The sequence below is a fragment of the Actinacidiphila sp. bgisy144 genome, from assembly GCF_057708105.1.
Genome location: NZ_JBYIRM010000035.1, coordinates 41,879 through 68,723, shown reverse-complemented (window position 1 = coordinate 68,723; position 26,845 = coordinate 41,879). Strand labels below are relative to the sequence as shown.

The window sequence follows — 26,845 nt, the reverse complement described above, 5'->3', positions numbered from 1 at the left end:
GCCGTACGGCACGCAAGAAGCGGAGGCACGCCGTGTGGCGGCTGATAGTCCATCGCCTCGTGATGTCCATCCCCCTCCTGCTGATCGTCTCCCTGATCATCTTCGGCCTGGAGGCCGTCGTGCCGGGAGACGCGGCCCGCACCATCCTCGGGGAGAACGCGACGCCCCAGAGCCTGGCGGCGTTGCGCGGCCAACTCGGGCTGAACGACCCGTGGGCCGTCCGCTACGGCCACTGGCTGCTCGGCGCCGTCCACGGAGACCTGGGAACGTCGATCATCAGCGGCGTGGACGTGATGTCCAGCCTGAACAGCCGGCTCGGCGTCACCCTGTCGCTGCTGGTGCCGAGCATGCTGCTGAGCGCTGTCGCAGGAGTCGCGCTCGGCTTCGCCAGCGCGGTGCGCGGCGGCGCGCTGGGCCGGTTCATCGACGTGGTGTCCCTGCTCGGCTTCGCCCTGCCCAGCTTCTGGATCGCGCTGATCCTGGTCACCTTCTTCGCCGTGCACCTCAACCTGCTGCCGGCCACCGGCTACCAGGACTTCGCGGCGTCTCCCACCGGATGGCTGAAGTCGATCATCCTGCCCGTACTGGCGCTGAGCCTGCAGGGCATCACCTCCGTCGCCAAGCAGACCCGCGACACCGTGATGGAGGTGCTGGAGGCCGACTACGTGAAGTTCCTGCGGGCCAACGGCGTCCCCGAGCGGTCCGTGCGCTACCGGCACGTGCTGCGCAACGCCGCCATCCCGGTGGTGACCTCGCTCGGGCTGGTATCGGTCGGCATGCTCAGCGGGGCGGTCTTCATCGAGAACGTCTTCGTCCTCCCCGGCCTCGGCTCCCTGGCCACCCAGGCCACGCTCGACCACGACGTGCCCGTGATCCTCGGCGTCGGCGTCTTCTTCACCCTCTCCGTGATCGTCATCAACCTCCTGATCGACTTCGCCTACGGCCTCCTCAACCCGAAGGTCCGCGTCTCATGACCACGGCAACCAACTCTCCCGCCAAGAGGCGCGGCGTCCTGCGCTCCGTACTGGCCACCTGGCGCGGCCGGATCACCGCGGGCTTCCTGCTGCTGCTGTTCGTCTGCTGCCTGCTCGCCCCGGTCATCTCACCGGCCGACCCGCTCCACCAGAACCTCCAGCAGATCCTCCAGAAACCCTCCGGCGCCCACTGGCTGGGGACCGACAGCCTCGGGCGGGACGTGCTGAGCCGGCTGCTGTACGGCGGCCGGTCATCCATCATCGGCATCCTGGAAGGCGTAGCCGCGCACCTGCTCGTCGCCGTGCCGCTCGGCGTCGCCACCGGCTACCTGGGCGGCAGGTTCGACCGGTTCGTCATGCGGGCCGCCGACATCGTGCTGTCGGTGCCGGTCATCGTGATCCTGCTGGCCATCCTCTCCATCTTCGACCACTCCATCGCGGCCGCGATGATCACCCTCGGCGTGCTCGGCGCCTCGGGCACGATGCGCATCATCCGCAGCGCCGCGATGACGGTCCGGCAGGAACTGTACGTCTCCGCCGCCGAGTTGCTCGGGCTGAGCCGCACCCAGATCATCTTCCGGCACATCCTGCCCCGCAGCCGCGGCGTCATCATCGTCCAGACCTCGCTCTTCGCCGCGCTCGGCATCGGCATCCAGACCGGTCTGACCTTCCTCGGGCTCGGCCCGCCCCCGCCCGCCGCGACCTGGGGCGGCATGGTCAACGAGGCGGCCACGACCTTGAGCACGGCGCCCTGGCTGCTGGTCCCGTCAGGCGGCCTGATCGCTGTGACCGTGCTCGCCCTGGGCATCCTGGGCGACACCGTGCGGGATGTCACCGCGCAGAACCACACCTCTTCCGGCGGCCTGCGCGTCAAACCCGCGAAGCGTCGCCCCGACCCCGCCCCGGCTGCGGCCCCGGCTCCCGCCCCCGAGGGGACCGCCCTGCTGTCCGTACGGGACCTGAGCGTCTCCTTCCTCACCCCCGGCGGCGAGGTGGAGGTACTCGCCGGCGTCGGCTTCGACCTGGCCGCAGGGCAGACCCTCGGGCTCGTCGGCGAGTCCGGCAGCGGCAAGTCCGTCACCGCACGGGCGGTCCTCGGCCTGCTGGAGGCCAACGGCGCCGTGACCGGCGGCTCCGTGGTCTTCGACGGCCAGGACCTGACCCGGGCGAGCCGCAAGGAGATGGCCGCCCTGCGCGGCACCCGGATCGCCCTCATCTCGCAGGAACCCATGGTCGCCCTGGACCCCTCCTTCCGGATCGGGGCACAACTGTCGGAGATCGTGCGGTCCCACGCCAAGATGTCCCGCGAGGCGGCGCGGCGCCGGGTGATCGAACTCATGGAACTGGTCGAACTCCCCGACCCCGAGGAGATGGCGAGGCGCTACCCGTTCCAGATCTCCGGCGGCATGGCCCAGCGCGTCGCCATCGCGGCCGCCCTGGCCGGCTCTCCCGACCTGCTCATCGCCGACGAGCCCACCACCGCCCTGGACGTCACCGTGCAGGCGGACATCCTGGCCCTGCTGCGCCGCCTCCAGCGGGAGACCGGCATGGCCGTCCTGCTCGTGACCCACGACTGGGGCGTCGTCGCGGACATCTGCACCCACGTGGCGGTCATGTACGCGGGCCAGGTCGTCGAACGCGCCCCGGTCGAGCAGGTCTTCGGCGCCGCCTGCCACCCGTACACCGCCGCGCTCATGGCATCCAGCCCCGACAACGCCCCGCGGCGCACCCCGATCGACGCCGTCGCCGGGGCCGTGCCGCCGCCGGGCAGCCGGTTCGACGGCTGCCGCTTCAAGGACCGGTGCGCCCTGTCCTCGGCCGACTGCGCGGGCGACGTCATTCCGCTGATCCGACTGAACGAGGAACGTGCCAGCCGATGCATCCACACCAAGCTCCTCCAGGCGCGGCAGTGAAGGGCGCCACGGCGGCCGACGAGGCCGCCGAACTCACCGTCACCGACCTCGTCGTGGACTACCCGACCGGTCGGCGGCGCAAGCGCCGGGCGGTGGACGGGGTGAGCCTGAGCGTCCCCGCGGGCCGCGTCGTCGGCCTGGTCGGCGAGTCCGGATCGGGCAAGTCCACCGTCGCCAAGGCCGTTCTCGGCATGGCCCCGCTCAGCGTCGGCCGGATCTCCTACGGCACGCAGGTGCTGAACGATCTGCGCCGGGGGGACCGGCCGCAGGACATCCAGGTCGTCTTCCAGGACCCGTACAGCTCGCTGGACCCCACCAAGACCATCGGCTACACCCTCCAGGAGCCGCTGCGGGCGCACGTCGCCCGCACCGGGGGCCCGCTGACGGCGGCCGCCCGCGAGGAACGCGTCCGGGCCATGCTGGCCAGGGTCGGGCTGCCCGAGGAGGCGGCGGACCGCTATCCGGCCCAGTTCTCCGGCGGGCAGCGGCAGCGCATCTCCATCGCCCGCGCACTCGTCCTGCGGCCCCGGCTGCTGATCTGCGACGAAGCCGTCAGCGCCCTCGACCTGTCGATCCAGGCACAGATCCTCAACCTGCTCCTGGAACTCCAGCAGGACCTCGGCCTGTCCCTGCTGTTCATCAGCCACGACCTGGCCGTCGTCGACCACATCGCCGAGGACCTCGTCGTCCTCTTCCGCGGCCGGGTCATGGAGACCGGGCCCGCCGAGCACGTCCACCGGCAGCCGCAGCACCCCTACACGCGGCAACTGGTCGTGTCCGCGCCGCTGCAGGACCTCGACCGGCAGCGGGCCCGCCGCGAGCGGCGCGAGGCACTGGCGCTGCCGCCGGCCAGGCAGGCCCCGCTGGGTGACGCCTGCCCCTTCGCACACCGCTGCCCCTTCGCCGTCGACCGGTGCCACAGCGAACGGCCCCTGCTGCGGCCCGCGCCCCTGGGCGGCCAGGTCGCCTGCCACCGCGCCGACGAACTGCCGCCCTGGTCCGAGGACCTCACCCCTTCCCACGAGACCCCCGGGAGCACCACACCATGACGCTGCGCCACCTGCGCGAAGTGGACGCCCCCGCGCCATCGCAACCGCTCGGCACCAGCCATCTGCCCGCAGACGGCGTCGGCGTCGACCTCGGGCCGCTGGGCTACCAGGAGCGCGAACTCCTCGCCACCGGCACGGCGGGGGAACACCGCCACCGCGACGGAGTGCGGGAACAGACCGGCGAACAGCCCTACGTCACCCGCGTCCTGGTGCGATTCCCGACCGCCCGACGCTTCAACGGCGTCGTCCTGGCCGAACCCCTGCATCCCGACTACGACACCGCGAGCACCTGGCAGACGGCGCATCCGTGGATCACCGACACCGGTGCCGCCTGGGTCGGCATCACCCAGGACCACCGCATGGCGGCCACGATGCGGGAGGCGTTCGACCCGCAGCGCTACGGCGAGCTGTCGATCCCCGCCGCCGGCCTGCGCTGGGACATCGTCGGCGGCATCCTCGCCGCGCTGCGCACCCCCGGCCGCAGCGCGCTGGGCGAACTCGCCGACCAGGTGCGGTACGTGTACCTGTCCGGCTGGTCGAACACCGGCAGCTTCTGCCGGGTCTTCCTGCGCGACGGCTTCCACCAGCGGCACCGCCTGGCCGGCGGGGCGCCGGCCGTGGACGGCTACCTCATCGGCATCTCCTCCGGGGCCGCCGGCGACGCCGGCTACCCGCCGCTGGGCGACGGCTCCCCGGTCCTGCCGGCCGACGACCCGCGGCGCGTCATCGGCCCCGCCGACGTCCCCGTCTTCGAGGTGCTCAGCGAGCTGGAGAGCGAAACCCACGGCCCGGCGCTGCGCGAGGACAGCGACGCCCCGAACGACCGCTACCGCCTCTACCAGGTCGCCGGCACCTCGCACGACAACCCGCACCTGTGGACGGTGCTGACCAACCGCACCCAGTTCCGCCGGCGCGGCCACGACGTGTCCGACCGGCGCATCAACGAGCAGACCAGCGACGCCCGCCTGGACGCCGTGGCACGTGCCGCGTACGCCCTGCTGCACCGCTGGGCGGCCACCGGCGCGGTTCCCCCGCGCGCCGAGCGATTCGCCTTCGCCGGCCCCGGGAGCACCGCAGGCGCACAGGAACTGGTACGCGACAGCAGGGGCAACGTACGAGGCGGCGTCCGCACCCCCTGGGTCGAGGCACCGGTGGCGGCCTACCGCCCGCACAGCACGCCGGTCCCCGGATACTGCGCTCCCTCGCCCTGGGCGCCCATGGGCACCGCGGAGATGGTCGCCAGGATGATCGGCCACGCCGAGCCGCTGCCCGTCGCGGAGCTGCGCGCGCTCTACCCCACCCGGCAGGAGTACCTGGACCGGTACGAGGCCGCGTGCGCACGGCTCACCGGCCAGGGCCTGCTCCTGGAACGCGACGCGCGGCAGTTGCTGGGCGCCGCGCACCGCCGGTCCCTGCCCCACCTGGCCGGCGAACCCGCGTCCCCCGCGCCCCACCCGCACGACAGGACCGCCCGCACCGCGGCGGCCCGGGAGAAAGGAACCCGCCCGTGACCATCCTGGCCCTCGAGGGCGCCGACATCTGGTTCGAACAGCACGGTGCCGGCGGTGACGTCGTCATCTCCAGTGCCTCCGGCTTCGGACCGTATCCGGCGATCCTCGCCGAGGAGCCGTACGGCTGCACGGTCGTCACGGTGCAGGCCCGCGGCTTCGGCCGCTCCACGCATCTGGCCCGGCCGCCGGCCGCCGGCTGGCTGGACCAGTGGGGCGCCGACGTGCTGGCCGTCGCCGACCACCTCGGCATCGACAGCTTCGTCTACACCGGCGTCTCGCACGGCGCCGGCATCGGCTGGCACCTCGCCCGAAGCCACCCCGAGCGGCTGCGGGCCCTGATCAGCGTCGTCGGCACACCGCACGACCGGTCCGGGGACACCTCCTCCTCGGCCGGCCGCAGACGCGTCGTCGAAGGACGCCGCGACCCGGCCGTCCTCAGGGAGCAGTTCGGCATCCTCGGCGGCAGGACCGAGGGCGAGGAACGGCTCAGGACGCGGGAGCGCACCCTGCGCAGGCTGGTGGAACACCACCTCGGCTACACCGAGCAGGAAGCGCTGGTGAACCAGGGAATGCCCTTCCCCGAGGCCGCCGACGACGAGGAACTCAGCAAGATCCTGCGCACCATCGAGGTTCCCGTGCTGTCCCTGGCCGGCCTGCGCGACGGCGTCATCTCCCCGCGGTCCGCGCTGCGCGCCGCGGCCGCCGTCCCCCACAGCAAGACCGTGCTGTTCGAGGACGAGGGCCACTTCATGGCGGAGGAACGCCCGCGGCGACTGGCCCGCGAGGTGGGGGTCTTCCTCGGCGAACTGGCCGACTACGAGACCAACGGGGGTGAGTGGCGATGACGACGCTCCTCGCCGTCGGCGACATCATCCTCGACGAGCCCGACCCGGACTCCTTCTTCGAGCCCAGCCGCCGCACCCTGCTGGGCGCGGACACCGTCATCGGCCACGTCGAGGTGCCGCACTCGACCACCACCGCGCAGACCAGCACGGACGTCCCGGCGCCGCCGGCCGATCCGGCGGCCCTGGGCGCCCTGGCCCGGGCCGGCTTCTCCGTGGTGACCCTCGCCGGCAACCACATCTCCGACACCGGACCCGACGGCGTGCTCGACACCGTGCGGCACGCCCACGAGCACGGCCTCGCCAGCGCCGGGGCGGGCGCGACCCTCGCCGAGGCCAGGAAGCCGGCCGTGGTCCGCGCCGGAAACCGCAAAGTGGCGGTGCTCAGCTACAACTGCGTCGGCCCGCGCGAGAGTTGGGCGACCTCGTCGAAGCCCGGCTGCGCCTACGTACACGTGCTGACCCACTACGAACTCGACCACGCGAGCCCGGGCGGCCCGCCCAGCACCTACACCTTCGCCGAACCCGGCAGCCTCGACGCGATGCGCCAGGACATCGCGGCCGCCCGGGAGCAGGCGGACATCGTGGTGGTCGGACTCCACAAGGGAATCGGGCACACCCCGGCGGTGCTCGCCATGTACGAGCGGCCCGTGGCGCAGGCCGCGATCGACGCCGGCGCCCACGCGGTCTTCGCCCACCACGCGCACATCATGCGCGGCATCGAGATCCACCGCGGCCGCCCCATCTACCACGGCCTGGGCAACTTCGTGACCGTCACCCGCGCTCTCACCCCCGCCGACGGCAACGACAGCCCGGAACGCCGGGCATGGGCGCTGCGCCGGGTCGAACTCTACGGCTTCGCCCCCGACCCGGACATGCCCTACTACCCCTTCCACCCCGAGTCCAGGAACACCGTCGTCGCCTGCGTCGAGGTCGACGACGACGGGGAGGTGCACGCCCGGCTGCGGCCGTGCCGCATCGACGACGCGGGCCGGCCGGTACCCCTGACCCGGGCCACGGGCGGCGAGGAGGTCGTCGCCTACGTCCGTGACATCAGCCGCAGGGCCGGCCTGTCCACCCGCTTCGACTGGAGCGGCGACGACATCGTGACCATCACCCAGGGAGAGCAACGGTGACCGACATGCCGCACCAGGCCCGTACGCCGAGCCGTCCGCTGGCGGGCACCGTGGTGCTCGACCTGACCACCGCCCTGTCCGGGCCCTACGCCACACTCCTGCTCGGCGGGCTCGGTGCCACCGTCGTGAAGGTCGAGAACCCCGCGACCGGCGGCGACAGCGCCCGTACCAACTCGCCCTACTACGGGCCGCACGGGCTGAGCACCGGGCGGACCTCCGACACCGACATGTCCGTGTCGATGATGGGCCGCGGACGCAACAAGAAGAGCATCACCATGAACCTGAAGGACGCGAGGGGACGCGCGGCCTTCCTGCGGCTGGCCCGCAACGCGGACATCGTCGTCGAGAACTACGCCGCCGGCACCGCGGACCGCCTCGGCGTCGGATACGACGACGTGCGGGCCGTCAACCCGTCCGTGATCTACACCTCGATCAGCGGATTCGGTGCCGGGGGCGGAACGGGCAAGGCGATGGACTCCATCATCCAGGCACTGAGCGGGGTGATGTACACGGCCGGAGAGCCGGGTGCCGACCCGGTCCGCTTCGGCCTGCCGGTGGGCGACCTGCTGGCACCGCTGTACGCGGTCATCGGCACCCTCGCGGCCAAGGTCCAGCGCGACCAGGACGGTGTGGGCCAGCATGTCGACGTCTCCATGCTCGGCGCGCTGACCTCGCTGCTGTCCACGGAGCCCTTCGACGCCCTCGAACAGGTCGGGATGCCGCTGCGGACCGGCAACTCGGTGCCGCGCCTTGCCCCGTTCGGGATCTTCCCCGCCAAGGACGGGCAGATCGCGCTCTGCGGGCCGACCGACACCTTCGCCCGGGGCGTCTTCCGGGCGATGGGCCGTCCGGAGCTGATGGACGACGAACGGTTCGCCACCCGCGACCAGCGCGTGCGCCACGCCTCCGAACTCCACGAGATGGTCGCGGCCTGGTCGCAGGGCCGGCCGCGCGCCGAGGCCGTCGCGGCCCTCGTCGCGCAGGGCACGCCCGCGGCCGAGGTCCTGGAGCCGGCGGACGCGCTGCGCAACCCCGACGTGCTGCGCCGGGAGGAGGTCGTCGAACTCGGCCACCCCCAGCACGGCCCGACCGGCCTGATGGGTCCGGGCGTCCCCATCCGCTTCTCCCACGCCGACGTCCGCCTGGACACTCCCGCACCCCATCTCGGGGAGCACACGGAGGAGTTGCTCGCGACCATCGGTGGCCTGTCGGTTCAGGAGATAGCCGAACTCCGGCAGGCGGGGGTGGTGTGATGACGGCGCCCCCCGAGGCACAGCGGGCGGCTGCCGCCCTGCGCGCCGCGCACGACGACCGGGGACTGAGCGCCCGGCGGCACGCGGCGCACGGCCGGCCGGTGGTCGGCTACGTCGGCTGCGACACCCCGGTCGAACTGATCACCGCCGCCGGTGCCCTGCCCGTACGGCTGGCCGGACGCACGGGGCGGGACACCACCCTGGCCGGGATTTATCTGGACGGCGCCGTAGACCCGCAGACGGTGAACGTCCTCGCGGCGATCCTCACACCCGGGGACCACGACCCCGTGCCCGACCTGATCGTCATCACCCACGACTGCGACGCCTCACTCCAACTGTTCTACACGCTCAGGGAGTTGCGCCGGATCGGGGCGCAGACCCTCCCCCCGGTCCACTTCGTCGATCTGCTCCACCTGCCCGGGGAGCCCACCCGGCGCTACAACCTGGGCCGTCTGCGCCGCTTCGCCGACCAGTTGGCGGCCTGGCGGGGACGCGCTGTCGACGCGGCCGAACTGGCGGAGGCGGTCGCCGACCACGACGCCGCACGGGCCGCGCGCACCGAGCTGCGCCGCCGCCGCGCCGGCCTTCTGCCGGGAGGCGAGGCGCTGCGGTGGTACGCCGCCGGCACGGCCATGCCGGCCCGGGAGTACGCCGCCGTCCTCACCACCGCGCTGGCCGGTGCCACCGCCCGGCCCGCGGGCCGCCCGCTGTACGTCTCCGGAAGCACCCATGACACCGCCGACGTCTACGACGCGCTCGAAGGCGACGGCTGGCGGGTGGTGGGCGAGGACCACGACTGGGGCGACGGCGGCGACCAGCCGCCCGTCGGCGAACCGACCCTGAAGGCCCTCACGGACCACTACACCCGCGCGGTGCTGCCGGCCACGGCCCGGCCCCCGCGGCAGACGGCATCCGCCCTCCGCGACGCGGTCGGCAGCAGCGGCGCGCGGTACGTCCTCACCTACTGCCGCCGGTACGACGACGCCCACCGGTGGGGCGAGCCCGCACGCGCGGCAGCGGCGGGAGTGCCCACCACGCTCCTGCGCGACCAGCCCTACGCCGGCATCGACCTGCCCGAACTGAGCCGCCGGCTCCTCACGCAGGAAGCGCAGACGACACCATGACCGACCGCACACCCACCCGCAGGGGAACCGGCCCGCGCCTCGAAGCGGCCGGGGACGCGCTGCGCCACCAGCGCAAATGGTTCGCGAGCCTGCGGGGCCAGACGGAGCGGGGGCGCCCGCTGGCCCTCGTCAACGCCGACTTCCCGCAGGAACTGCTGCGCGCCATGGACGTCCCGTACGTCGTCAACCAGTGGTGGGCGTCCATCATCTCCGCCAAGCGGATGTCGGGCCGGTACCTGGAGGCGCTGCGCGAGCGCGGGCTGCCCGACGACGTCGAGCAGTACAGCGCCCTGCCCCTGGCCGAGGCGCTGTCCCCGCGCGGCGACGACGCGCCCTGGGGCGGGCTGCCGCTGCCGTCGGTCGTCCTCGCGGACTGCACGGGCGACACCATGCACCGCATGTTCCAGCTGTGGGAGAGCGAACTGGGCGTGCCCTTCCTCCCGCTGGAGGGCGCCGCGGCGGAGACCGTGCCGGCGAACTGGTGGGAGTTGATGCGCCACGACTGGGAGACGGCCATCGGCTCCCCGCGCATCGATCTGCTCCACCAGGAACTCCGGGTGCTCGTCCCCCGGCTCGAACAGCTCACCGGAGCACGCTTCAGTACCGAACGCCTCGCTCGGATCATGGCGCTGTCCAACGAGCAGGCCGAGTGGAACCGCAGGACCCGGGACCTGCTGGCCTCCGCCCCGCAGTGCCCTGTCCCGGTCAACGACGTCATCCCGGCGGTGATGATCCCGCAGTGGCACCGCGGCACACCGTGGGCGACCTCGGCGGCCGAATCCCTCTACTACGAGGTCAGTGCGCTCGTGTCCCAGGGGCGCGCGGTCGTCCCGCGGGAGCGGCGCCGGCTGATGTGGATCGGACGCGGCCTCTGGTTCGACATGGACTTCTACCGTTCCTTCGAGCAGTCGCACGGCGCGGTGTTCGTCTGGTCCATGTACCTCGCCCTCGCCGCCGACGCCTACGCCCGCTACGGCGACGACCCGCTGCGCGCCCTGGCGGCCAGGTTCTGCGCCTTCCGCGACCAGATGTACACACCGCCGTGGTCGGTGGAGTGGTACGTGAAGGAAGCCCGTGCGCACCGGGTCGACGGCGTGGTCCACCTCATCAGCCCCGACAGCCGCAGCAGTTGGTTCACCACACGTGCCCTGCGGGAGGCGGGCATCCCGGTGACGGAGATCCGGGCGGACAACGCGGACGGCCGTTCCCTCGACCCTGCGGCCCTGCACGCCCAGGTCGCGCGCTGGACGGAGTCGCTGCCCGATCACGGCTGAGCCGCTCCACGGGGGCCGATCGATATCGGATCGCGCGGGGGGCCGCGCCCTGTCACGCTGTCCCCATGGACCACGCGGACGCACAGCCGGTCGGGGACATCACGCGAGAAGTGGTCGCCGCGACCGGTCGGGCCGGACCGCACCCGACCCCCGAGGAGGCACTTGCCGATGCGAAAAGGCGGCTCGACCTCCCGGGGGTCGTCCGCTGGGCAAGCCCGTGCGGTTCACGCACCCCGACGTCGACCCGGACACCTGAACCGGGTCCCTCTCACCATCCCAGGACTTCGCGGAGGTAGCGGCGGGCCATCGTGGCGTACTTCAGCGGTTCCGCCGTCGCCGGGTCCTGCTCGGCCTCGACCACCAGCCATCCCTCGTAGTCGGCTTCGGCCAGCGCCGAGAGGACGGGCCTGAAGTCGATCGCGCCCTCCGGGTCTCCGGGCACGGTGAAGAGGCCCTGGCGGATTCCCTCCTCGAAGGACAGGTGGTCGCTCCGCACCTTGTCGGCCACGGGCTGGCGGACGTTCTTGAGGTGAACGTGCTTGATCCGCTGCTTGTGCTTCTCCACGGCCGTGAGCGGGTCGTCGCCGGCGAACCGGAGATGCCCGGTGTCGAACAGCAGATGCACGTACTCCGCGCTGGTGCCCGCCATCAGCCTGTCGATGTCCTCGGCCGACTGCACGCCGGTGCCCATGTGGTGGTGGTAGCACAGCCGCATCCCCCTGTCCGCGGCCAGCTTCCCGATCTCGTCGAGCCCGCTGGTCAGGAGGTGCCATTCCTGGTCGGAGAACTCGGGGCGGTGCTTGAATACCGGAATGGGCTGGAGGTGCGACGACTGCCCGAACTCCGCGACCACGATGTCCCGACCGCCCACTTCTTCGAGGAACTTCAGCTGCCTCCTGAAGTTCTCGACGGTCCGGTCCTTCTCGCCGATGGTGAAGTAGGTGCTCACCCACGGCTCGGAGACCTTCAGGCCGCGCAGCTCCAGCGCTTTCTTCAACACGGCGGCGTCGGTCGGGTACTTGTGGCCGATGCTGCAACCCTGGAATCCCGCGAGCGCCATCTCGCTCACGCACTGCTCGAACGGGACCCCGATGTCGATCAGCGGGAAGTCGTCGTTCCACCACAGCGTCGGCGTCACGCCGAGTGACACCTTGTCGCGGCCCAGGTTCGGGATGATGCTGGTCGTCACACTTCCTCCTTCTGGCGGTCCTCGAACGTGGGCGGAGTGGCCCACGAGCCGTAGCCCGGCGCCTTCGCGCCGGATGGGTGGGCGCCGATGGCGCGCCACAACAGGCCCTCGGTGTAGGCGTCGGGGGAGACGACGAACAGGGGTACGCGTCCCTCCGCGGGCTCGCTGCCATCCGGGACGGCGGGCTTCGCTCCGCTCCGCCCGGGCGCCGTCCAGGCCGCAACGTCCATGCGCCCCGCCAGTTCCGGGCCGTACCAGACACCGACGTACCAGAGCTTGACGATGCTTCCCACCACCGGATCGGCGGGGGTGGCAGACGGATCGGAAGTCATCGCCTTCTCGATCGCATCCTGCCCTTCCTGCTCCACCGCCGTCTCGTAGTACACCTCCGCCTGACCGGTTCCCCACAGGTCGAACTCGCTGAACCCGGTCGCAGCGGCAGAGAACTTCACAAACGCGCGCAGCTTCTCTTCCGCGTTCGTTCCTTGCGTCATGATTCCCACCTCCGTCGACGGTCTTACAGCTCGAATGTCGGGCCGGCATTCGCCCCCGGATGCCCGGTGAGCGGATTGCGGATGAGCCGGTTCATGCTGTCGCGGATGCGGAACATCTCCCAGACCGCCTTCAGCAGAAGGTCGGGCTGGCCGTTGTAGGCCAGATTGACGTTGGTCAGGAAGGTGGCGTAGCTCTGGTTGAACTCCGTGGCCGCCGCGTGGATCTGCGGGTCATCCGTGAGGTCCGCCAGCTTGATGTCCGGCTTCACCGGATAGACGGCATCCCAGTCGACGTTCACCTCCGGGCCGGAAGGATCGCCCGGATCATCGCCCTTCTGGTAGTACCTCCCCAGTTCCAGCTGCTGGAACCGGTAGTAGTGGGCGATCTCGTCCTGGCTGTCGTAGATGCCGCCGTACAGCCCTTCGCCCTGCTCCGCGACGAGGGTGAGCGCCGCGACCGCGGTGTCGCGGCCGGTCACCACGATCACGTCGCCGCCACCGGAGTAGAAGTACTCGGGAGTCACCTGGCGAGCGGGGTCGCCGGTGAAAATCGTCTTCCCTGCCTTACGGGCCTGGTCCTCCAGGTGGTTGATGCCCCGGATGATCTCCTCGTAGAACTCACCGATGCTCAGGAAACGCGTGGTGGGTTCTCCGGGGACGAGGCCGAGGACCGTCCCGGACTCCTCGAGCTCCGCCAGTTTCGCCGCCGGTGGCGCCGCTCCGTCGGACGTCAGCCCGAGGGCCGCCCAGTCCACCGGGACGAACCTGTCCTCCTCGGTCGGTGCCTGCGCGGGCTTCTCGATCTTCAGGAACGTGTCGAGCGCCTCGGGCGAGAAGGGCCGGAGGTGCACCTTGAAGTAGTCGGGACCGCACGGCAGGTATGACGGGTAGTCCGGTACGAAGTTCGTCCTGGTGAGGTCCGGTGTCCCGCCCACGGCGTTCAGGACGTTCGCGACCAGGGTGAGGTGCAGCATCTCCTCGACGGCCACGACCCTGATGACGTGCCAGGCGTCCGAGTTCTTCCCTGGATGCAGCGAGTAGAGCGCGGTCAGGTAGGGCGGCAGCGTCGCGTGCTCCAACTGGAGCCCGTCGTGGAGGTACCTGCGCAGCTCCTCGATGGTCTGGATCTTGGGCTCTGGAGCAGGCTCTGGTTCTGGAACGGACATGTTCCCCCGATCGTGGGCGGTGGGTGGGTGGTACGCGGTACCGCGTCCGGTACGCCGGTCAGCGAGCCGTCCGGCTGCCGACGACGGCCGGCGCCTTCGCGGCACGCAGGTACCTGACGATGTGGCCCGCGCTGCGGAAGGCGAGCGCCGCCATGGTCAGGCTGATGTTGGACGTCCCGATCGAGGGCAGGCTGCCGGGTCCGACCAGGTAGAGGTTGTCGTGGTCCCACGAGTGCTGGGTGTGGTCGACCACGGAGTTCGCCGGGTCGGTCCCCATGATGTGGGTGCCTGCCAGGTGGTTGCCGCCCACGATGTTGTACCACTGGCCCTCGTGCTCGACGGCGCTGTAGCGGTCCTTGTGGTAGACGGTCCGGTCCTCGGCGCCGAGCTTGTCGAAGATGTCGGTCGCGAGCTTGCGGGCGAACGCGGCGCCCCGCATGGTGTAGGGCGGGATCGTGAACGACACGACCGGCTTCAGGTTGCCGATGGCGTCCTTGTACCGTTCGTCCACGGTGACCGTGTTGTTCCTGTCGGGCAGCAGGTCGATCATGAAGGCCAGCAGCAGCTGCCGGGAGATCCGGTCCCCGAGGGTCCTGCGCAACTCCGCCCCGCGCAGGCCCCGTTGGTCCACGAACTCGACCAGGTCCGTGTAGGGCGAGCCGGTCGCCCAGCCCCAGCCGTCGTTGTGGATGTCCACGCCGAAGCCGGCCTGGGTGCCGCGGAACCGCCCGCCGCGCAGGTCGGTGATCCCACCGGTGCAGGAGGTGCCCCGCATGGTGCCGGCGGGCTTGGGCAGCAGGCCCCAGGACAGCAGGTACGCGTGGTCCATCAGGTTGCGGCCGATCAGCTTGCTGCGGCTCATCCGCTGCATGTCGGAGGCGAGCATGAGCCGGGCGTTCTCGATGGCGTGCGCGCACAGGATGTAGACGGCGCCCTTCACCGTGTACTCCGTGTACTCCCCGGAATCGAGCGCGTCGTAGTTCTTGATGGTGATCCCGGTGACCCGCTGGTCATCCCCGTCGACCTCGACCTTGGAGGCGACGGCCTGCGTCACGATCGTGACGTTGCCCTTGCGGAGCGCCTTGGCCAGCGTCTTGCCCGCGTGGTACTTGGCCTGCACGGGGCAGATCGGCACGCAGTTGGTGTTGCCCTGGCAGCGCTCGCCCTCTTCCACCTGGTTCGTGCTCACCGCGCCGACCGGGACGAAGCCCTTGCCGCCGTCGTACGCCGGGTTCGGCACGCCGTTGCGGGCCTGGGGAAAGCTCCGCACCCGCAGGGCGTACTCGTCGTCCGCCAGAGTGACCCGCATGCCGTCCACACCCCGGGCGACCGTCTGGTCGAGATAGGACAGCGGCATGCGGTGCATCGGGAACACGTATCCCTTCGGGAAGTGCATCCCCAGGTAGGCCTGGTCCTCGACTTCGGCGGCGACGCCCAGTTCGGCCTCGGCCTGCCGGTAGTACGGTTCCAGGTCGTCGTAGCTGAGCGGCCAGTTGAGGCCCTGGCCGTACTTGGTGCGCAGGTCGAAGTCCTCGGGCAGCATGCGCAGCGCCTTCCCCTCCCAGTGCATGGAGGTGCCGCCGAGGACCCGGGTGAAGGTGGTGTCCGTGCAGTACGGGTCCTCCTGCACGAGGTAGAACTCGTCCTGGGGCGTCTCCGGCCCCACCGGCATGGTGTCGGTGCTCCTGGGCATCCGGGCGTTCGGGTTGAACGGGTACGGAGACTGGTTGTCCTTGACGACCGCGCCGTAGAACCGCGACAGGTACGACTCGTACTCGGCGAGGTCCAGGTCCTTGCCGGGGCCGGCTTCCAGGATCACCACCCGGTAGCCCGCCTGGCCCAACTGCTCGGCGACGATGGAACCTGCCATGCCGCCACCGACGACAACGGCATCCCACTCGCCTTGCGCCGCCTCTGCGGCGCTGGTCTGCGTCGCGGCACCGGCGGGGAAGATCACCGAATCCGTATCGTCGTAAGACGTCATTGATGCCCCTTGTCGCGTCTGGGGTGGCCGCACCCCGATTACGGGCCGAACAGCCCGATGGCAGATTCCACCGGCCGCCGGAACGGATGGCGGTTTCGCGACTGTCGAAGGGGCACTGCTGCCACTGGCAAAAGGGAACCAGCCCGAAATCCGGGTTCGGGCCGGCGAACCGACGCAAGAAGGCATCGCGGCGCCCACCGATGAGCCGCTGAGGGCTTCCCGTGTTCCCCAGTGGGTCCCGCCGCCAACTGCGGCCGCTTATCGCATGGTTCCCTGGGGATCGCGGGAATGGCCTCCATGCCGAGGGTTGCATATGTCGCTGTCATTCCGGGCCGCCACAGCCGGTCTTGCCGGCAAACCCACCTTTCGGGCGTAATCGGCGAGGCGTTCTCCGGGTCGGCTCCGAAAGGACCCCGGCCGAGGGACGGTTCAGGAGGCGAACGTCTCGATCTCGCCCGCGAAGACGATGACCTGGTCGATGAGGCTGCGCCGCAGATGGACGACGTCCGTTCCCGCCAGCCGCGGGCCTCCGTCAGGCGTGGTGAAGACCCACTGGTACCGGGCCCATTCGTCCGGCATGTCCACCGCCGAGCAGCGCACCATCGTGCCGGTCCCCGCCGGGTGGCGCCGGATGTCCAGCACGAACCGCTCGACCGCCTCGATCCCCTCGCTGCGACCCAACGGCCCCCAGAAGACCACGTCCGAGGTCAGGGCCTGGGACAGCAGGTCCGCCACATAGTTGTCGTCCGAGGCGTTGAACGCCGAGATGAACGTGTCGATCGCGGAGCATGCGGTCTCTTCCTGCATGCCCCAGTGATACCAGACCCCTCGCGCCCGCTCGACCCGCGAGCCGCTTTCCGATCACCCACCCGCGTCGCGGAAGCACGGCCTTCGCCGCGGCGGGGCCCCAGGTCGGCCGAGTGGGCCGAGTCGGCCGAGTCGGTCGAGCGAACCCGCCGCGCATGGCGCGGCCTTAGGAGCCCTGGGTGGTGATCCGGGCCTCGAACGCGGTGAGTTCGGCCCTTATCCGGGTGAGCAGCAGATCGTTCTCGCGCCGCACGTCGTCGATCGTGGCGTCGCGGTACTTCTTGTCGAGCGTGACCACCAGCGCGCCGCCGGGAGAGAGGGTGGCGTCGGTGATCTCGCCGATGTCGTCGGCGCCCTGACGGCGGCAGGCGGCCACGACGTCGGCCCGGCGCAGCCCGAGCCGGTGCAGGGACTTCGAGATCACCTGGCCGTCGCGGATCAGCGCGGTGGAGCGTCCCTCGAAGATCCGGACCAGCCGCGGGAAGCGGTTGACCAGACGGACCATGAGGGAGTTGAGCGCGACCAGGACGACCGCGCCGAGCAGGCCGCCCGCGAGGCTGTTGTCGCTGCCGATGACCGCGTTCTGCACCACGTTGGACAGCAGCAGCATCACGACCAGGTCGAAGCTGTTGAGCTGGGCGAGGTCGCGCTTGCCGGCGACCCGCAGCAGCACCGCCAGCCCGATGTAGACCAGCACGGTGCGCAGGACCTTCTCCGAGGCCGGGATCTGCATGTTCCACAGGTCGTGCCAGATCAACGTCGTGTCCCCTCGCGCCGGTTGGGCCGTGTCCGCCCCGGGAGCAGGGCGCCCCCGGGGTGGACAGCTTGCTGCACCCCGCGCGGGCGGGCAACGACCGCGCGGCGGTCAGCGCCCCAGGCGCGGGTCCGCCAGGCTCCACCAGCCGCCGGCGGGGCCGGTCCGGGCGACCTGTGCGGCCATGCGGCGCGGGTCCGGGCCGTACGACCCCACCCGCGGCACCGGCGGGGGCCGGCCCCGTACCCCCTGCGGGTACCTCCGCCCGGCGCCGGGACACGCGACTTCGCCCGGTGCGCGCGGGTCGCCCCGGCGGGACCGTCGGTACGCGCGTGATAGGTCCCCGCGGTATGGGTACCCGCAGGGTGTACGTACGTCCGGTCCGTGCCCCCCGTGCGGGTCGGCACCGCGGGTGCCCGTACGCCCTGCGGATCGGCGCAGGGCCCGCACCCGGCGACCGAGGGAGGATCGATGCAGCACGACCAGATCATCGGCAAGGTGCAGGCGCTCGCCCAGCTGCCGGACCGGGGGTCCGCCGAACGCGCGGCCACGGCGGTCCTGCGCACCCTCGGCGAACGCGTCTCCCCGGGACTGGCCCGGCACGTCGCCGCGCAACTGCCGCCCGACCTGGCGGTCTGCCTGCGGACGGCCGCGCAGGACGCGGTCGGGGAAGGGCGCGACCGCGGCTCGGGGGAGAAGTTCGACCTGCCGGTCTTCGCCGGACGGGTGGCGGGGCGGGCCGGCGTGCCGGACGACGCGGCGCTGCGCGACACGGGCGCCGTCCTGGAGGTGCTGGACGGCGCGCTGTCCCCGGAGCTGATGGACAAGGTGACCGCCGACCTGTCAGCGGACTTCGCACCGCTCCTCCCCTCGGGCCGCGCCTGAGCACGGGGCCGGGGCCCACAAGCGGGGGCCCGCCGCGGTCCGAACCCGTCGTGGGGACCGCGGGCCCGTAAATCGCCCTACGCGACCCTGACCACGTACTTGCCCTGGACGCCGCCCGCCTCCAGCGCCTGGTGTGCCGCTGCCGTCTCCTCCAGGGGGAAGACCGTGTCCACCGCGGGGCGCAGCCTGCCCTCGACCACATGGCGGGCGAGGTCGTCGAAGTCCGCCTGCGTGGGGTTGCCGCTGAAGAAGCGCACCCGGCCGTGTCCGTGGACCGTGCTGGCCGCGAGGTAGCCGAGCGACGCGGCGGGCCGTTCCAGGTCGAAGGCGATGGTGACCATGCGCCCGCCGGGATTCAGCAGCCGCCGGAAGGCCCCCAGGTCGGTCCCCGCGGTGTCCACGACCACGTCGAAGCGGCCCAACTCCGCCGGCCGCACGGTCCGGTGGTCGACGGCCTTGTGCGCGCCGAGCCCGCGGACGAAGTCGAGGTTGGCTGCGCGGGCCAGCGCCGTGACCTCTGCGCCGTACGCCCGTCCGAGCTGGACGGCGGCGTTGCCGACACCGCCCGCCCCGCCCCGGACTAGGAGCCGTTCGCCGGGGCGCAGCCGGGCTTTGTCCCGCAGCGCGGTGACGGCCGTGGTGGCCACCGGCAGCGCGGCGGCATCCACCAGGTCAAGGCCGTCGGGGACCCGGCCGACCCGCTCGGCGGGTACGGTCACGTACTCGGCGGCGCTGCCGAACCCGGAGGCGCGGCCCAAGACCCCCCATACGCGGTCGCCGGCCGCGAACCGTGTGACCCCGGCCCCCATCGCGGCGGCCTCGCCGGTGAAGTCCAGGCCGACGCGCTTGGGGAACTTCCGGCCGCTCAGGAGGCGGAGGCGGCCGGCGCGGACCGCCAGTTCGCCGCCGTTGACGCTGAACGCGCGCACCTTCACCAGGACCTCCCCGGGGGCCGGCTCAGGGATGGGCACGCGCCCCGTGTAGAGCACGTCGGGGCCGCCGTAGCGGTCGTAGAGCACTGCCTTCATCATGCGGTCGGTCATCGTTCTGCCTTTGCCGCCGGGGGCCGTACGGGGATGTGGCACCGACCGTAAGCTCTCAAGTGGACGCAATCGTCCGCTTGGACCGGAAGCGAGAGACAGTGATGGCGGAATCCTCTCGGATCACAGCCCGGGACGGGGTGCGGGCGGACGCCCGGCGCAACCGGGAGCGGGTCCTCGTCGCCGCCCGTGCGGTCTTCGCCGAGCACGGGATCGACGCCCCGATGGCGACCGTGGCCCGGCGGGCCGGGGTCGGCGTGGCGACGCTGTACCGGCATTTCCCGACCCGGGACGCCCTGGTGAGAGGCGCGTTCGCGCAGCAGATGGAGACCTGCGCGCGGGCGCTCACCGAGGCGCTGGCCGCCCCCGACCCGTGGCAGGGCTTCCAGCACCTGGTCGAGACGGTCTGCGCCCTGCAACGGGAGGAACGCGGGTTCCCGGCCGCGTTCGTCGCGGCCTTCCCGGACAGCACGTCGGAACACGCGCAGTACCGGCAACGCGCCGAGCGGGACTTCACGACCCTGGTACGCAGGGCCCAGGCGTCGGGCGCGCTGCGGGCCGATTTCCACCCGTCCGACCTCGCCGTGGTCCTGTTGGCGCACTGCGGTCTGGTGACCGCGCTACCGGATGACGGTGCGGCGTCCCGGCGCCTGGTGGCGTATGTGCTCCAGTCGTTCCGCGCCGACCCGGCCGGCGAACCGCTGCCCCCGCCGAGTGCGCTGACCCTGCGCAGCTTCCCGATGGCAGCTGACAGTCCCCAGGGGCAGCGGTCCCGCAGGGCCTGACAGGAAGCGCTGCCTGCGGCAGGGCACATCGGGGCCTTGCCCGGGCCGTCCGCCGCGGTGATCCCGTCCCGCGCGACGCGACGCCGCGATCGCCGACCGATTGCTGAACGAGGGCGCCTTCGTGACGATCTTCGGGCGACGCGCGGGAAAGGCCACCGCGGCCGTTGACGATGCACCCGGCGCGAGGTCGTCGGTGACTGAGTCGGTGACTGAAGCGTCCCGGGGGCTGTCGCCGCGTGGCCGCGGGCGTCTGGTCGTCGTGGGACATGCCGGTCAGGCGCGGATGAGCGGCCGTGTGCTCCTTGTCGGCGCTGCTGTTGTCACCCGAACTGCTCAACCGTGCTCGGCAACGGCATCGCCCCTGCGCTGCCACATTTCATAGTTCCCACATTCTGCCGTGATCTCGGCTGCCGCCTGAGCCGCGGTGAAGAAGTCGTTGACCACCGGCGAGACGCGTGATGCCGCCACCGCGAGGCACACCTGGTCGGGCGCCAGATCCGGGACGGGCACATACGTGACGTCCGGATGCGAGTAGAACACGGTCGCCGAACGGGCCAGGTACGAGATGCCCCGGCCGGCCGCGACATGCTCGAGCGTCTCGTCCACCCCGCGCGCCAGGTACCCGGCGTCAGGGTGCGGGCGCCTGGTGGGCTGCGTGCTCGGGTCGGCATGCCAGACCAGCGGCTCACCGGCCAGGTCGGTCTCGGATACTTTTTCCTTGCCGGCCAATCGGTGGCCGGCGGGCAGCACCGCCACCCGCGGCTCGGCGTAGAGCGGGGCGACGCGCAGGCCGGCTTCCTCTATGGGCAGCCGCACATAGCCGACGTCGATGCGGCCGTCGAGCAGCATCGGGGCCTGGTCGTCCCATTCGATCCGCTGCACGTCCACCAGAACGTCCGGGTGCCGGGCGGCGAACAGTTGTACCGCCGGGGCGACCGCGATGCCGGCCCGGAAGCCGACCATCAGCCGCTGGCTGCCCCGCGCGGCCACGGTCACCCGGCGGCGGGCGGCGTGCGCGGAGGCCAGCAGCGGACCGGCGTCGGTCAGCAGTTGTCGGCCCGCGTCGGTCAGCGTTACGCCGTGGCGATCCCTGGTGAACAGCGAGGCGCCGAGGTCCTGCTCGAGCGCGCGGATCTGTCGACTGAGCACCGGCTGCGCGATATGGAGTTCATCGGCGGCGCGGCCGAAGTGCAACTGGTCGGCCACGGCGACGAAGTAGCGCAGTTTGCGCAGATCCAGATCCATGGCGCCCTCCCGGTCCGGTGATGCCTCCAAGGTATCACCCCGACTGAAGGAAGTATTGGACACCTACTCAGGCCAATGGCAGCCTGAATACGTACCCAATGGGGGGCGAAGCGAATTCGGCACAAGAATTCGATACGGGGGATTGGTAGCAGGGCGCAGGCTCGGAATGGTCGTATCGGGAACTGAGTGGCGTCCATCGCGTTTTATCCGGCTTCAGAAAGCAGGCACACCAGTGAGCAGCATCAGCATTATCGGTCTGGGGAACATGGCCGGCGCCCTGGCCGACCGGGCGCTCGCCGGCGGCAACGCCGTCGAGATCATCGGCCGCGACCCGGTCAAAGCCAAGGAAACGGCCGCAGCGCTCGGCGGCGCCACTGTCGGGACAGCCGGCGCCTCCCCGGCCGGGGACATCGTTGTCCTTGCCGTGCCGTACGCCAGCGCGGTGGCGGTGGTGAGCGAGTACGGGGACGCACTACAGGGCAAGGTCATCATCGACATCACCAACCCCGTCTCCCCGGATTCCCAGGGCCTTGTCACCCCCGACGGCACTTCCGGCGCCCAGGAGATCGCGAAGGCCGCCCCGGCCGGCGCGCACGTCGTGAAGGCGTTCAACACCGTCTTCGGCCACATGCTGGCGCAGGGCAGCCCGCTGGACGTGCTCATCGCCGGCGACGACGCCGAGGCCAAGGCGACGGTGTCGGCGTTCATCAAGAGCCTCGGGTTGAAGCCGATGGACACCGGCCCCCTGGCCATGGCGCGCTGGCTGGAGGGAACGGGCCTGGTGATGATCGGCCTGGGCCGCAATGGCGTGGGGAGCTTCGACTTCACCCTCGGCGTCAACACGTCTGCCTGAGCGCGCCCGCACCACCACTTCTCGCGCCCTATCGATATATCAATCACAAGGACCAGTAGCATGCGCGTTTTCGTCACTGGCGGGACCGGCCATTCCGGTTCGTACATCGTCCCCGAGCTCATCGCCGCCGGGCACGAGGTCACCGGCCTGGCCCGATCGGACACAGCAGCGGCGGCGCTGTCCGCGCTCGGCGCGAAGGTGCGCCGCGGCGACCTCCAGGATCTCGACGGGCTCAAGGAGGCGGCCGCGGACTCCGACGGTGTCATCCACGTCGCGCACAGGCAGGACCTGCTTCCGTCCGGCGGGATCGACGCCGTGGCCGCCGCGGAGCTCCCGGTCATGCTCGCGTACGGCGAGGCACTGGCGGGAACCGGAAAGCCGCTGGTCGCAGCGGGGAGCATCGGCTCGCCCGGGCAGCACCTGGGCCGGCCGGCCACCGAGGAGGACCCGGCCCTTCCCGGCGGCGATGAGTACAAGGGCACCCTGCGGGTTCGTAACGTCGTGGAAACCGCCGTAATCGGCCTCGCCGAGCGGGGAGTGCGGTCTTCGGTCGTGCGGATTGCCAACATCGCGCACAGCACGACCGACCGTACCGGCTTCCTCCCCACGCTGATCGCGCTCGCGAAGGAGAAGGGCGTCGTCGGCTACCCCGGCGACGGCGCGAACCTGTGGAACGCCGTGCACATCCGCGACGTCGCCTCCTTGTTCCGCTTGGCGCTGGAGAAGGGGCCCGCCGGCAAGTACTGGCACGCGGTCGGGGACGGGGCCATCCCGTTCCGCGAGATCGCCGAGGCCATCGGGGGCCGTCTGGGCCTGCCCGCCGTGAGCATTCCCGCGGACGTCCTGATGGTGCCAGGATATTTCGGGTTCCTCGCGAACATCGTCACGCAGAACTACCCGGCGTCCAACCACATCACCCGCCGGACCCTGGGCTGGGAACCCGCTCAACCCAGCCTGCTCGCCGATTTGGACAACGGACATTACTTCTCCGCCGGCTGACGGCGGGTACGCGAATCGCAACGAGCCGGAAAATAACAAGGGTTCGGCTCTTCTGGAGGGATGCTGAGAATATGACGACGGTGGGATTCATCGGAAGCGGATACATCGGCAGTACGATCGCGCGGCTCGCCGTCGAGGCCGGGCACCAGGTCGTGCTCAGCAACTCGCGCGGTCCCGAAACGCTCGCGGACACGGCCGCGGAACTGGGGCCGCGGGCGTCCGCGGCGACGAGCGGGGAGGCCGCGGCGGCCGGTGACATCGTCGTGGTCTCGGTGCCGGTCAAGGCCTTCCCCAACGTGCCTGCCGCGCCACTGGCCGGGAAGACGGTCATCGACACGTGCAACTACGGCCCCGAGCGTGACGGGCATATCCCCGAGCTCGACAGCAAGTCGCTGACCTCGAGCGAGCTGCTTCTGCGGTACATCCCGGACGCCATGCTCGTGAAAGCGTTCAACAACATCTTCTTCAAGCACCTGCTGTCACTCGCCCGCCCGGCGGGGGCGGCCGACCGCTCCTACCTGCCGATCGCCGGGGACTGCGCGCCGGCGAAGGCGGCGGTGACCGAATTCATCGAATCCATCGGGTACAGCGTGGTGGACGCGGGACCGCTGGCCGACAGCTGGCGGCAGGCGACGGACACGCCGGTGTGGGGGACTCCGTACGGGCCGGCTTCGAACGAGAAGGGCCGGCCGGTCAGCGAGGACGCCATCCGCGCGGCACTGGCCACCGCGACGCGGTAACCGCAAGTCGGCGCGGGCCCGACAACATCGAATCCGACACTGAGCCCTTTCCAACCTGGCATCTGAGCAGGTCAGTTGGGCTGGCAGACAGGTGAAGCCCCTGGTAGATGGGTTTTCGACCAAGAAATCCGTCTCCACCAGGGGCTTCGTGTGCTTGTCTACCCGTCGGGCGTCGACGTGTCCAGCTCTTCCCTTCGCTTCTTGTCCGCCAGGCTCCGCCAGCACCGCCGGGAGCTCGGCACTCGGTGGAGGCGTCTGAGCCCGGGGCGGCAAGCTCTGCTCACCCTCGCCTACCTTCGCAACGGCCATCCGTACGCCCAGGAAGCAACGCTGAAAACGCTCAATGTTGAGCAAATAGTCAATTCCCTTTACGGTCGCACTGCACGCCCGTAGAGTGGGGGCGTGGATCATAACCGGCGATCGGTGCACCTGCCCCGAACTGAGACCGCCCCTGTCATCCGGACCGAATTCAACGATGCTGCCGGCTGGGCGCTTTTGATGCAAGCCATGGAAACGCCCATCACCTACACCGAGGACTCACAGAAAGTTTCCGACTACGAGCAGGCTATTTCACACATCACCCTGATCGACCAGGCCGAGTATCAAGAAATACTGCCTGATGCGGTACTCGCCGCCGCCCCCGATACAGGCCATGATCTGCCGTACGACCACCTCTACCTGGTCGACGCAGAAACCTACGCCTCTGACGATCTGCGTCTGCTCGGCATTGACATCAGCGTGTACGGATTCGATCGCTTCGCACCGTTCCGCGTTCCGGCCCTACAAGTGGCCAACATTGAAGTAAACGATCAGCTGGGCAATCTGTCTTTCGTCGAGTTCAGTGATATCCCTTGGTCGGAAATCGGGATACATGCGGCGGGGCCAGGCACGGAGATATTTGAGAAGTTCCGTCAGATTAACAGAGCAAAGGGGGCGCCAACTGACCGTGCCGCGCCCTGGCAGTCGTAGTACCCAGGGCTGATTCAAAGTCCCGCCGCACGAACGTGCCCTGGTCGCACTCGTGTACCTGCGTCGTCACGAGACTCTCGCCCGGATCGCCAGAGTCTTCGGGATATCCGTCGGCACCACCCACGCCTACGTCGCCGCGGTCGCCACCCTGCTCGCCGAGTAGGCACCGGGCCTGCTGAAGACGCTGCGCGAGAGGGACCCGGATTGCGTCCTCCTGGACGGCACCCTCGCAGAGTGTGATCGCGTCCACGACGGCAAGGCGGACTACTCCTCGAAACACCGACGGCATGGGGTGAACGTGCAGGTCGTCGCCGACCAGGCCGGGGAGATCCTCTGGCTGTCGCCGGCAGTGCCGGGTCGGACCCACGACCTGACAGCCGCCCGCACCCACAAGATCCTCCGGATCTGCGAACGCCAGGGTGTCCCGATGGTGAGCGCGACGACGAGCGGTCCGCGATGTTGCTGGAGCGGGTTCAGCCGTCGACCCTGGCGGATGTCGGGGACGGCGACGAGTTGGTGGGGTCGCCGGGCGGCTCGGCGAACTCCTCTCGCGCCAACTCGCCTCAGCCAGCCAGCCCAGGCCGACCGCTGCCGTCGCCCGGCAGACCCCCACTACGAAGACCTTGATCTACGGGCTGGAGTACTAGAGTCGGCACATGCGAGGGAGGACGGGGCTCGCGCTGGGCGGGGCCGCTGCGGTGCTGGCTTGGGGTGAGTGGGTGAACTGCCGCTGGTCGCGGGCCCTGGTGGGGGTCGGCGGGGGCGGGGGCGGGGCCGAAGCCGTGGTCGTGCTGGGTTACCGGAACCGGCGGCCGACGGCGAACTTCGTCAACCGCTGGCGCGTTCGCGCCGGAATTCGCTCCGTCGACGCGGGCGGTGCGCGGGAAACGCGCGTCATCTTCAGCGGTGGTGCGGCCGTCGGCCCCACCGCCGAGGCCCAGTTGATGGCCGACTACGCGACCTCGGTGCTCGGGTTCGACGGCACGGTGCTCCTCGAAGACCGGAGCACGACGACCTGGGAGAACATCACGAAAGTGATCCCGCTGCTGGAGGATGTCGACCGCATCAAGATCGTCTCCCAGCCGGCGCACGCGCTCAAGGCGCGGGCGTATCTGCGACGCCGGCGCCCCGATCTCGCCGAGCGGCTCGTGCGGGCGGATGACTACCGACCCGGTGAGTGGCTGCTCGGCAAACCGCTGCTGGGCCTGTACGGGCTGTGGGCACTTCGCGGACTCACGGCCGAGGAGCGGAAGGCCGCGTCGTAGGAAGCCGCTGCTAGGTCGCCGCCGGGCCTACGACGCCCCGGTCCTGTGCGGCGCCCCCCGCGAGCCCCTCCGCGCAGGTGCGGCCGCGGCGAACCCCGCGGCGCGGCCCGGGGATACGGTCCGTCAGGCCGTGCCCGGTACGACGGCCAGCGCGTCGATCTCGACCCGGAAGTCCGGGTGCACCAGGCCGGCGACCTTCACCAGGGAGGAGGCGGGCGGGTGTTCCGCGTTCTGGTGCTCGTCCCGGACCTTGCGGAACGCGGCCAGGTCGGCCAGGTCGGTGAGGTAGACCGTCAGTTTGACCACGTGCTCCAGGCCGGAGCCCGCCGCCTCCAGCGCGGTGGCCAGGTTCGCGTAGACCTGCCGGACCTGCGCCTCGGCGTCCCCCTTGCCGACCGGATTGCCGTCGCCGTCCGCCGGGACCTGGCCCGATACGGCGACCATCGTGCCGGAGAAGGCGACCGCGTGGCTGTAGCCGTTGACGGGCGGTGCGCCGTCGGGGCGGGTGAAGTGCTCCATGCCTCACGATCATGCCACGGCCGCTCGACGGCGTCCGGGAAACGGCCCCCTCGACTCCGGGGAGGCCAGGGGAGA

The 26,845-nt window shown here is 70.8% G+C and carries 25 protein-coding genes and 2 pseudogenes; 18 read left to right on the top strand and 9 right to left on the bottom strand.

The window, feature by feature from the left end; all coding sequences use genetic code 11:
- The first annotated feature begins 32 nt into the window (after positions 1–32).
- The 9 genes from AC3EVP_RS30735 to AC3EVP_RS30695 are packed head-to-tail and all read left to right on the top strand — an operon-like array spanning position 33 to position 11,076.
- Entirely contained in the window at positions 33–974 is a 942-nt protein-coding gene (locus tag AC3EVP_RS30735) for an ABC transporter permease (RefSeq protein WP_335981848.1), read from the top strand.
- Positions 971–2,887: a dipeptide/oligopeptide/nickel ABC transporter permease/ATP-binding protein gene (locus AC3EVP_RS30730; RefSeq protein ID WP_435135560.1), complete on the top strand. Its 1,917-nt coding sequence runs from the start codon at positions 971–973 to the stop codon at positions 2,885–2,887. The genes AC3EVP_RS30735 and AC3EVP_RS30730 overlap by 4 nt, the downstream gene beginning before the upstream one ends.
- Complete coding sequence (locus AC3EVP_RS30725) at positions 2,884–3,936, top strand: oligopeptide/dipeptide ABC transporter ATP-binding protein (RefSeq protein ID WP_435135558.1); 1,053 nt, start codon at positions 2,884–2,886, stop codon at positions 3,934–3,936. The genes AC3EVP_RS30730 and AC3EVP_RS30725 overlap by 4 nt, the downstream gene beginning before the upstream one ends.
- The gene (locus tag AC3EVP_RS30720) at positions 3,933–5,447 is read left to right on the top strand and encodes an alpha/beta hydrolase domain-containing protein (protein WP_435135556.1); all 1,515 of its coding nucleotides are present in this window, start codon (positions 3,933–3,935) and stop codon (positions 5,445–5,447) included. The genes AC3EVP_RS30725 and AC3EVP_RS30720 overlap by 4 nt, the downstream gene beginning before the upstream one ends.
- Positions 5,444–6,292 carry an alpha/beta fold hydrolase gene (locus AC3EVP_RS30715; protein ID WP_435135554.1) on the top strand — a complete coding sequence of 283 codons (849 nt, stop codon included), beginning with the start codon at positions 5,444–5,446 and terminating at the stop codon, positions 6,290–6,292. Before AC3EVP_RS30720 ends, AC3EVP_RS30715 begins: the two co-directional genes overlap by 4 nt.
- Complete coding sequence (locus tag AC3EVP_RS30710) at positions 6,289–7,425, top strand: CapA family protein (protein ID WP_435135552.1); 1,137 nt, start codon at positions 6,289–6,291, stop codon at positions 7,423–7,425. Before AC3EVP_RS30715 ends, AC3EVP_RS30710 begins: the two co-directional genes overlap by 4 nt.
- Positions 7,426–7,430: 5 nt before the next feature.
- The gene (locus tag AC3EVP_RS30705; protein WP_435135597.1) at positions 7,431–8,678 is read left to right on the top strand and encodes a CaiB/BaiF CoA transferase family protein; all 1,248 of its coding nucleotides are present in this window, start codon (positions 7,431–7,433) and stop codon (positions 8,676–8,678) included.
- Entirely contained in the window at positions 8,678–9,802 is a 1,125-nt protein-coding gene (locus AC3EVP_RS30700; protein WP_435135550.1) for a 2-hydroxyacyl-CoA dehydratase, read from the top strand. The genes AC3EVP_RS30705 and AC3EVP_RS30700 overlap by 1 nt, the downstream gene beginning before the upstream one ends.
- Positions 9,799–11,076, top strand: coding sequence for a 2-hydroxyacyl-CoA dehydratase (locus AC3EVP_RS30695; RefSeq protein ID WP_435135548.1), 1,278 nt, complete (start codon positions 9,799–9,801; stop codon positions 11,074–11,076). Before AC3EVP_RS30700 ends, AC3EVP_RS30695 begins: the two co-directional genes overlap by 4 nt.
- Positions 11,077–11,344: 268 nt before the next feature.
- On the opposite strand, the gene iolE is transcribed toward AC3EVP_RS30695, so the two are convergent.
- From iolE to AC3EVP_RS30665, 6 genes are all read right to left on the bottom strand, one after another.
- Positions 11,345–12,265, bottom strand: coding sequence for a myo-inosose-2 dehydratase (gene iolE / locus AC3EVP_RS30690; protein ID WP_435135546.1), 921 nt, complete (start codon positions 12,263–12,265; stop codon positions 11,345–11,347).
- Complete coding sequence (locus AC3EVP_RS30685) at positions 12,262–12,759, bottom strand: hypothetical protein (RefSeq protein ID WP_435135544.1); 498 nt, start codon at positions 12,757–12,759, stop codon at positions 12,262–12,264. Before AC3EVP_RS30685 ends, iolE begins: the two co-directional genes overlap by 4 nt.
- A gap of 23 nt (positions 12,760–12,782) precedes the next feature.
- Complete coding sequence (locus tag AC3EVP_RS30680) at positions 12,783–13,925, bottom strand: ferritin-like domain-containing protein (RefSeq protein ID WP_435135542.1); 1,143 nt, start codon at positions 13,923–13,925, stop codon at positions 12,783–12,785.
- Positions 13,926–13,983: 58 nt separating this feature from the next.
- A complete protein-coding gene (locus AC3EVP_RS30675; protein ID WP_435135540.1) occupies positions 13,984–15,909 on the bottom strand; it encodes a GMC family oxidoreductase in 1,926 nt (641 codons plus the stop codon).
- 429 nt (positions 15,910–16,338) lie between these two features.
- On the bottom strand, positions 16,339–16,716 hold the full coding sequence (locus AC3EVP_RS30670; RefSeq protein WP_335980605.1) for a nuclear transport factor 2 family protein: 378 nt from the start codon (positions 16,714–16,716) through the stop codon (positions 16,339–16,341).
- 166 nt (positions 16,717–16,882) lie between these two features.
- Positions 16,883–17,473: a DUF421 domain-containing protein gene (locus AC3EVP_RS30665; protein WP_435135538.1), complete on the bottom strand. Its 591-nt coding sequence runs from the start codon at positions 17,471–17,473 to the stop codon at positions 16,883–16,885.
- 468 nt (positions 17,474–17,941) lie between these two features.
- On the opposite strand from AC3EVP_RS30665, the gene AC3EVP_RS30660 reads away from it, so the two are divergent.
- Complete coding sequence (locus AC3EVP_RS30660; RefSeq protein ID WP_335980600.1) at positions 17,942–18,355, top strand: DUF2267 domain-containing protein; 414 nt, start codon at positions 17,942–17,944, stop codon at positions 18,353–18,355.
- Positions 18,356–18,432: 77 nt separating this feature from the next.
- Here AC3EVP_RS30660 and AC3EVP_RS30655 read toward each other — a convergent pair whose 3' ends face one another.
- Complete coding sequence (locus tag AC3EVP_RS30655; protein WP_435135536.1) at positions 18,433–19,398, bottom strand: NAD(P)-dependent alcohol dehydrogenase; 966 nt, start codon at positions 19,396–19,398, stop codon at positions 18,433–18,435.
- A 101-nt stretch (positions 19,399–19,499) separates the two neighbouring features.
- On the opposite strand from AC3EVP_RS30655, the gene AC3EVP_RS30650 reads away from it, so the two are divergent.
- Positions 19,500–20,180, top strand: coding sequence for a TetR/AcrR family transcriptional regulator (locus AC3EVP_RS30650; RefSeq protein ID WP_335980597.1), 681 nt, complete (start codon positions 19,500–19,502; stop codon positions 20,178–20,180).
- A 333-nt stretch (positions 20,181–20,513) separates the two neighbouring features.
- Here the strand turns inward: AC3EVP_RS30650 and AC3EVP_RS30645 are convergent, their stop codons facing one another.
- Complete coding sequence (locus AC3EVP_RS30645; protein WP_435135533.1) at positions 20,514–21,425, bottom strand: LysR family transcriptional regulator; 912 nt, start codon at positions 21,423–21,425, stop codon at positions 20,514–20,516.
- Positions 21,426–21,657: 232 nt separating this feature from the next.
- Here AC3EVP_RS30645 and AC3EVP_RS30640 point away from each other — a divergent pair, with 232 nt between their 5' ends.
- From AC3EVP_RS30640 to AC3EVP_RS30610, 7 genes and pseudogenes are all read left to right on the top strand, one after another.
- On the top strand, positions 21,658–22,278 hold the full coding sequence (locus tag AC3EVP_RS30640) for an NADPH-dependent F420 reductase (RefSeq protein ID WP_435135531.1): 621 nt from the start codon (positions 21,658–21,660) through the stop codon (positions 22,276–22,278).
- Between the two features lie 60 nt (positions 22,279–22,338).
- On the top strand, positions 22,339–23,277 hold the full coding sequence (locus tag AC3EVP_RS30635; protein ID WP_435135529.1) for an SDR family oxidoreductase: 939 nt from the start codon (positions 22,339–22,341) through the stop codon (positions 23,275–23,277).
- Positions 23,278–23,357: 80 nt separating this feature from the next.
- Positions 23,358–24,017: an NADPH-dependent F420 reductase gene (locus AC3EVP_RS30630; RefSeq protein WP_435135595.1), complete on the top strand. Its 660-nt coding sequence runs from the start codon at positions 23,358–23,360 to the stop codon at positions 24,015–24,017.
- Positions 24,018–24,167: 150 nt separating this feature from the next.
- Positions 24,168–24,344, top strand: a pseudogene (locus AC3EVP_RS30625) (IS5/IS1182 family transposase); the annotation flags it as partial.
- Between the two features lie 75 nt (positions 24,345–24,419).
- Positions 24,420–24,986 (top strand): DUF6924 domain-containing protein, encoded by a 567-nt coding sequence (locus AC3EVP_RS30620; protein ID WP_435135527.1) that lies wholly within the window; start codon positions 24,420–24,422, stop codon positions 24,984–24,986.
- A 16-nt stretch (positions 24,987–25,002) separates the two neighbouring features.
- A pseudogene (locus tag AC3EVP_RS30615) lies at positions 25,003–25,422 on the top strand (transposase); the annotation flags it as partial.
- A gap of 220 nt (positions 25,423–25,642) precedes the next feature.
- Complete coding sequence (locus AC3EVP_RS30610) at positions 25,643–26,251, top strand: YdcF family protein (RefSeq protein ID WP_435135525.1); 609 nt, start codon at positions 25,643–25,645, stop codon at positions 26,249–26,251.
- Positions 26,252–26,374: 123 nt separating this feature from the next.
- Here the strand turns inward: AC3EVP_RS30610 and AC3EVP_RS30605 are convergent, their stop codons facing one another.
- Positions 26,375–26,770, bottom strand: coding sequence for a RidA family protein (locus AC3EVP_RS30605; RefSeq protein ID WP_435135523.1), 396 nt, complete (start codon positions 26,768–26,770; stop codon positions 26,375–26,377).
- Positions 26,771–26,845: the final 75 nt, after the last annotated feature.

What these genes read in the sequence shown, in the direction of transcription:
- AC3EVP_RS30730 (WP_435135560.1), top strand. Translation starts at nt 971, where the DNA reads ATGACCACGGCAACCAACTCTCCCGCCAAGAGGCGCGGCGTCCTGCGC.
- AC3EVP_RS30720 (WP_435135556.1), top strand. Translation starts at nt 3,933, where the DNA reads ATGACGCTGCGCCACCTGCGCGAAGTGGACGCCCCCGCGCCATCGCAA.
- AC3EVP_RS30710 (WP_435135552.1), top strand. Translation starts at nt 6,289, where the DNA reads ATGACGACGCTCCTCGCCGTCGGCGACATCATCCTCGACGAGCCCGAC.
- AC3EVP_RS30705 (WP_435135597.1), top strand. Translation starts at nt 7,431, where the DNA reads ATGCCGCACCAGGCCCGTACGCCGAGCCGTCCGCTGGCGGGCACCGTG.
- AC3EVP_RS30700 (WP_435135550.1), top strand. Translation starts at nt 8,678, where the DNA reads ATGACGGCGCCCCCCGAGGCACAGCGGGCGGCTGCCGCCCTGCGCGCC.
- AC3EVP_RS30695 (WP_435135548.1), top strand. Translation starts at nt 9,799, where the DNA reads ATGACCGACCGCACACCCACCCGCAGGGGAACCGGCCCGCGCCTCGAA.
- AC3EVP_RS30685 (WP_435135544.1), bottom strand. Translation starts at nt 12,759, where the DNA reads ATGACGCAAGGAACGAACGCGGAAGAGAAGCTGCGCGCGTTTGTGAAG.
- AC3EVP_RS30680 (WP_435135542.1), bottom strand. Translation starts at nt 13,925, where the DNA reads ATGTCCGTTCCAGAACCAGAGCCTGCTCCAGAGCCCAAGATCCAGACC.
- AC3EVP_RS30675 (WP_435135540.1), bottom strand. Translation starts at nt 15,909, where the DNA reads ATGACGTCTTACGACGATACGGATTCGGTGATCTTCCCCGCCGGTGCC.
- AC3EVP_RS30670 (WP_335980605.1), bottom strand. Translation starts at nt 16,716, where the DNA reads ATGCAGGAAGAGACCGCATGCTCCGCGATCGACACGTTCATCTCGGCG.
- AC3EVP_RS30660 (WP_335980600.1), top strand. Translation starts at nt 17,942, where the DNA reads ATGCAGCACGACCAGATCATCGGCAAGGTGCAGGCGCTCGCCCAGCTG.
- AC3EVP_RS30655 (WP_435135536.1), bottom strand. Translation starts at nt 19,398, where the DNA reads ATGACCGACCGCATGATGAAGGCAGTGCTCTACGACCGCTACGGCGGC.
- AC3EVP_RS30650 (WP_335980597.1), top strand. Translation starts at nt 19,500, where the DNA reads ATGGCGGAATCCTCTCGGATCACAGCCCGGGACGGGGTGCGGGCGGAC.
- AC3EVP_RS30645 (WP_435135533.1), bottom strand. Translation starts at nt 21,425, where the DNA reads ATGGATCTGGATCTGCGCAAACTGCGCTACTTCGTCGCCGTGGCCGAC.
- AC3EVP_RS30635 (WP_435135529.1), top strand. Translation starts at nt 22,339, where the DNA reads ATGCGCGTTTTCGTCACTGGCGGGACCGGCCATTCCGGTTCGTACATC.
- AC3EVP_RS30610 (WP_435135525.1), top strand. Translation starts at nt 25,643, where the DNA reads ATGCGAGGGAGGACGGGGCTCGCGCTGGGCGGGGCCGCTGCGGTGCTG.
- AC3EVP_RS30605 (WP_435135523.1), bottom strand. Translation starts at nt 26,770, where the DNA reads ATGGAGCACTTCACCCGCCCCGACGGCGCACCGCCCGTCAACGGCTAC.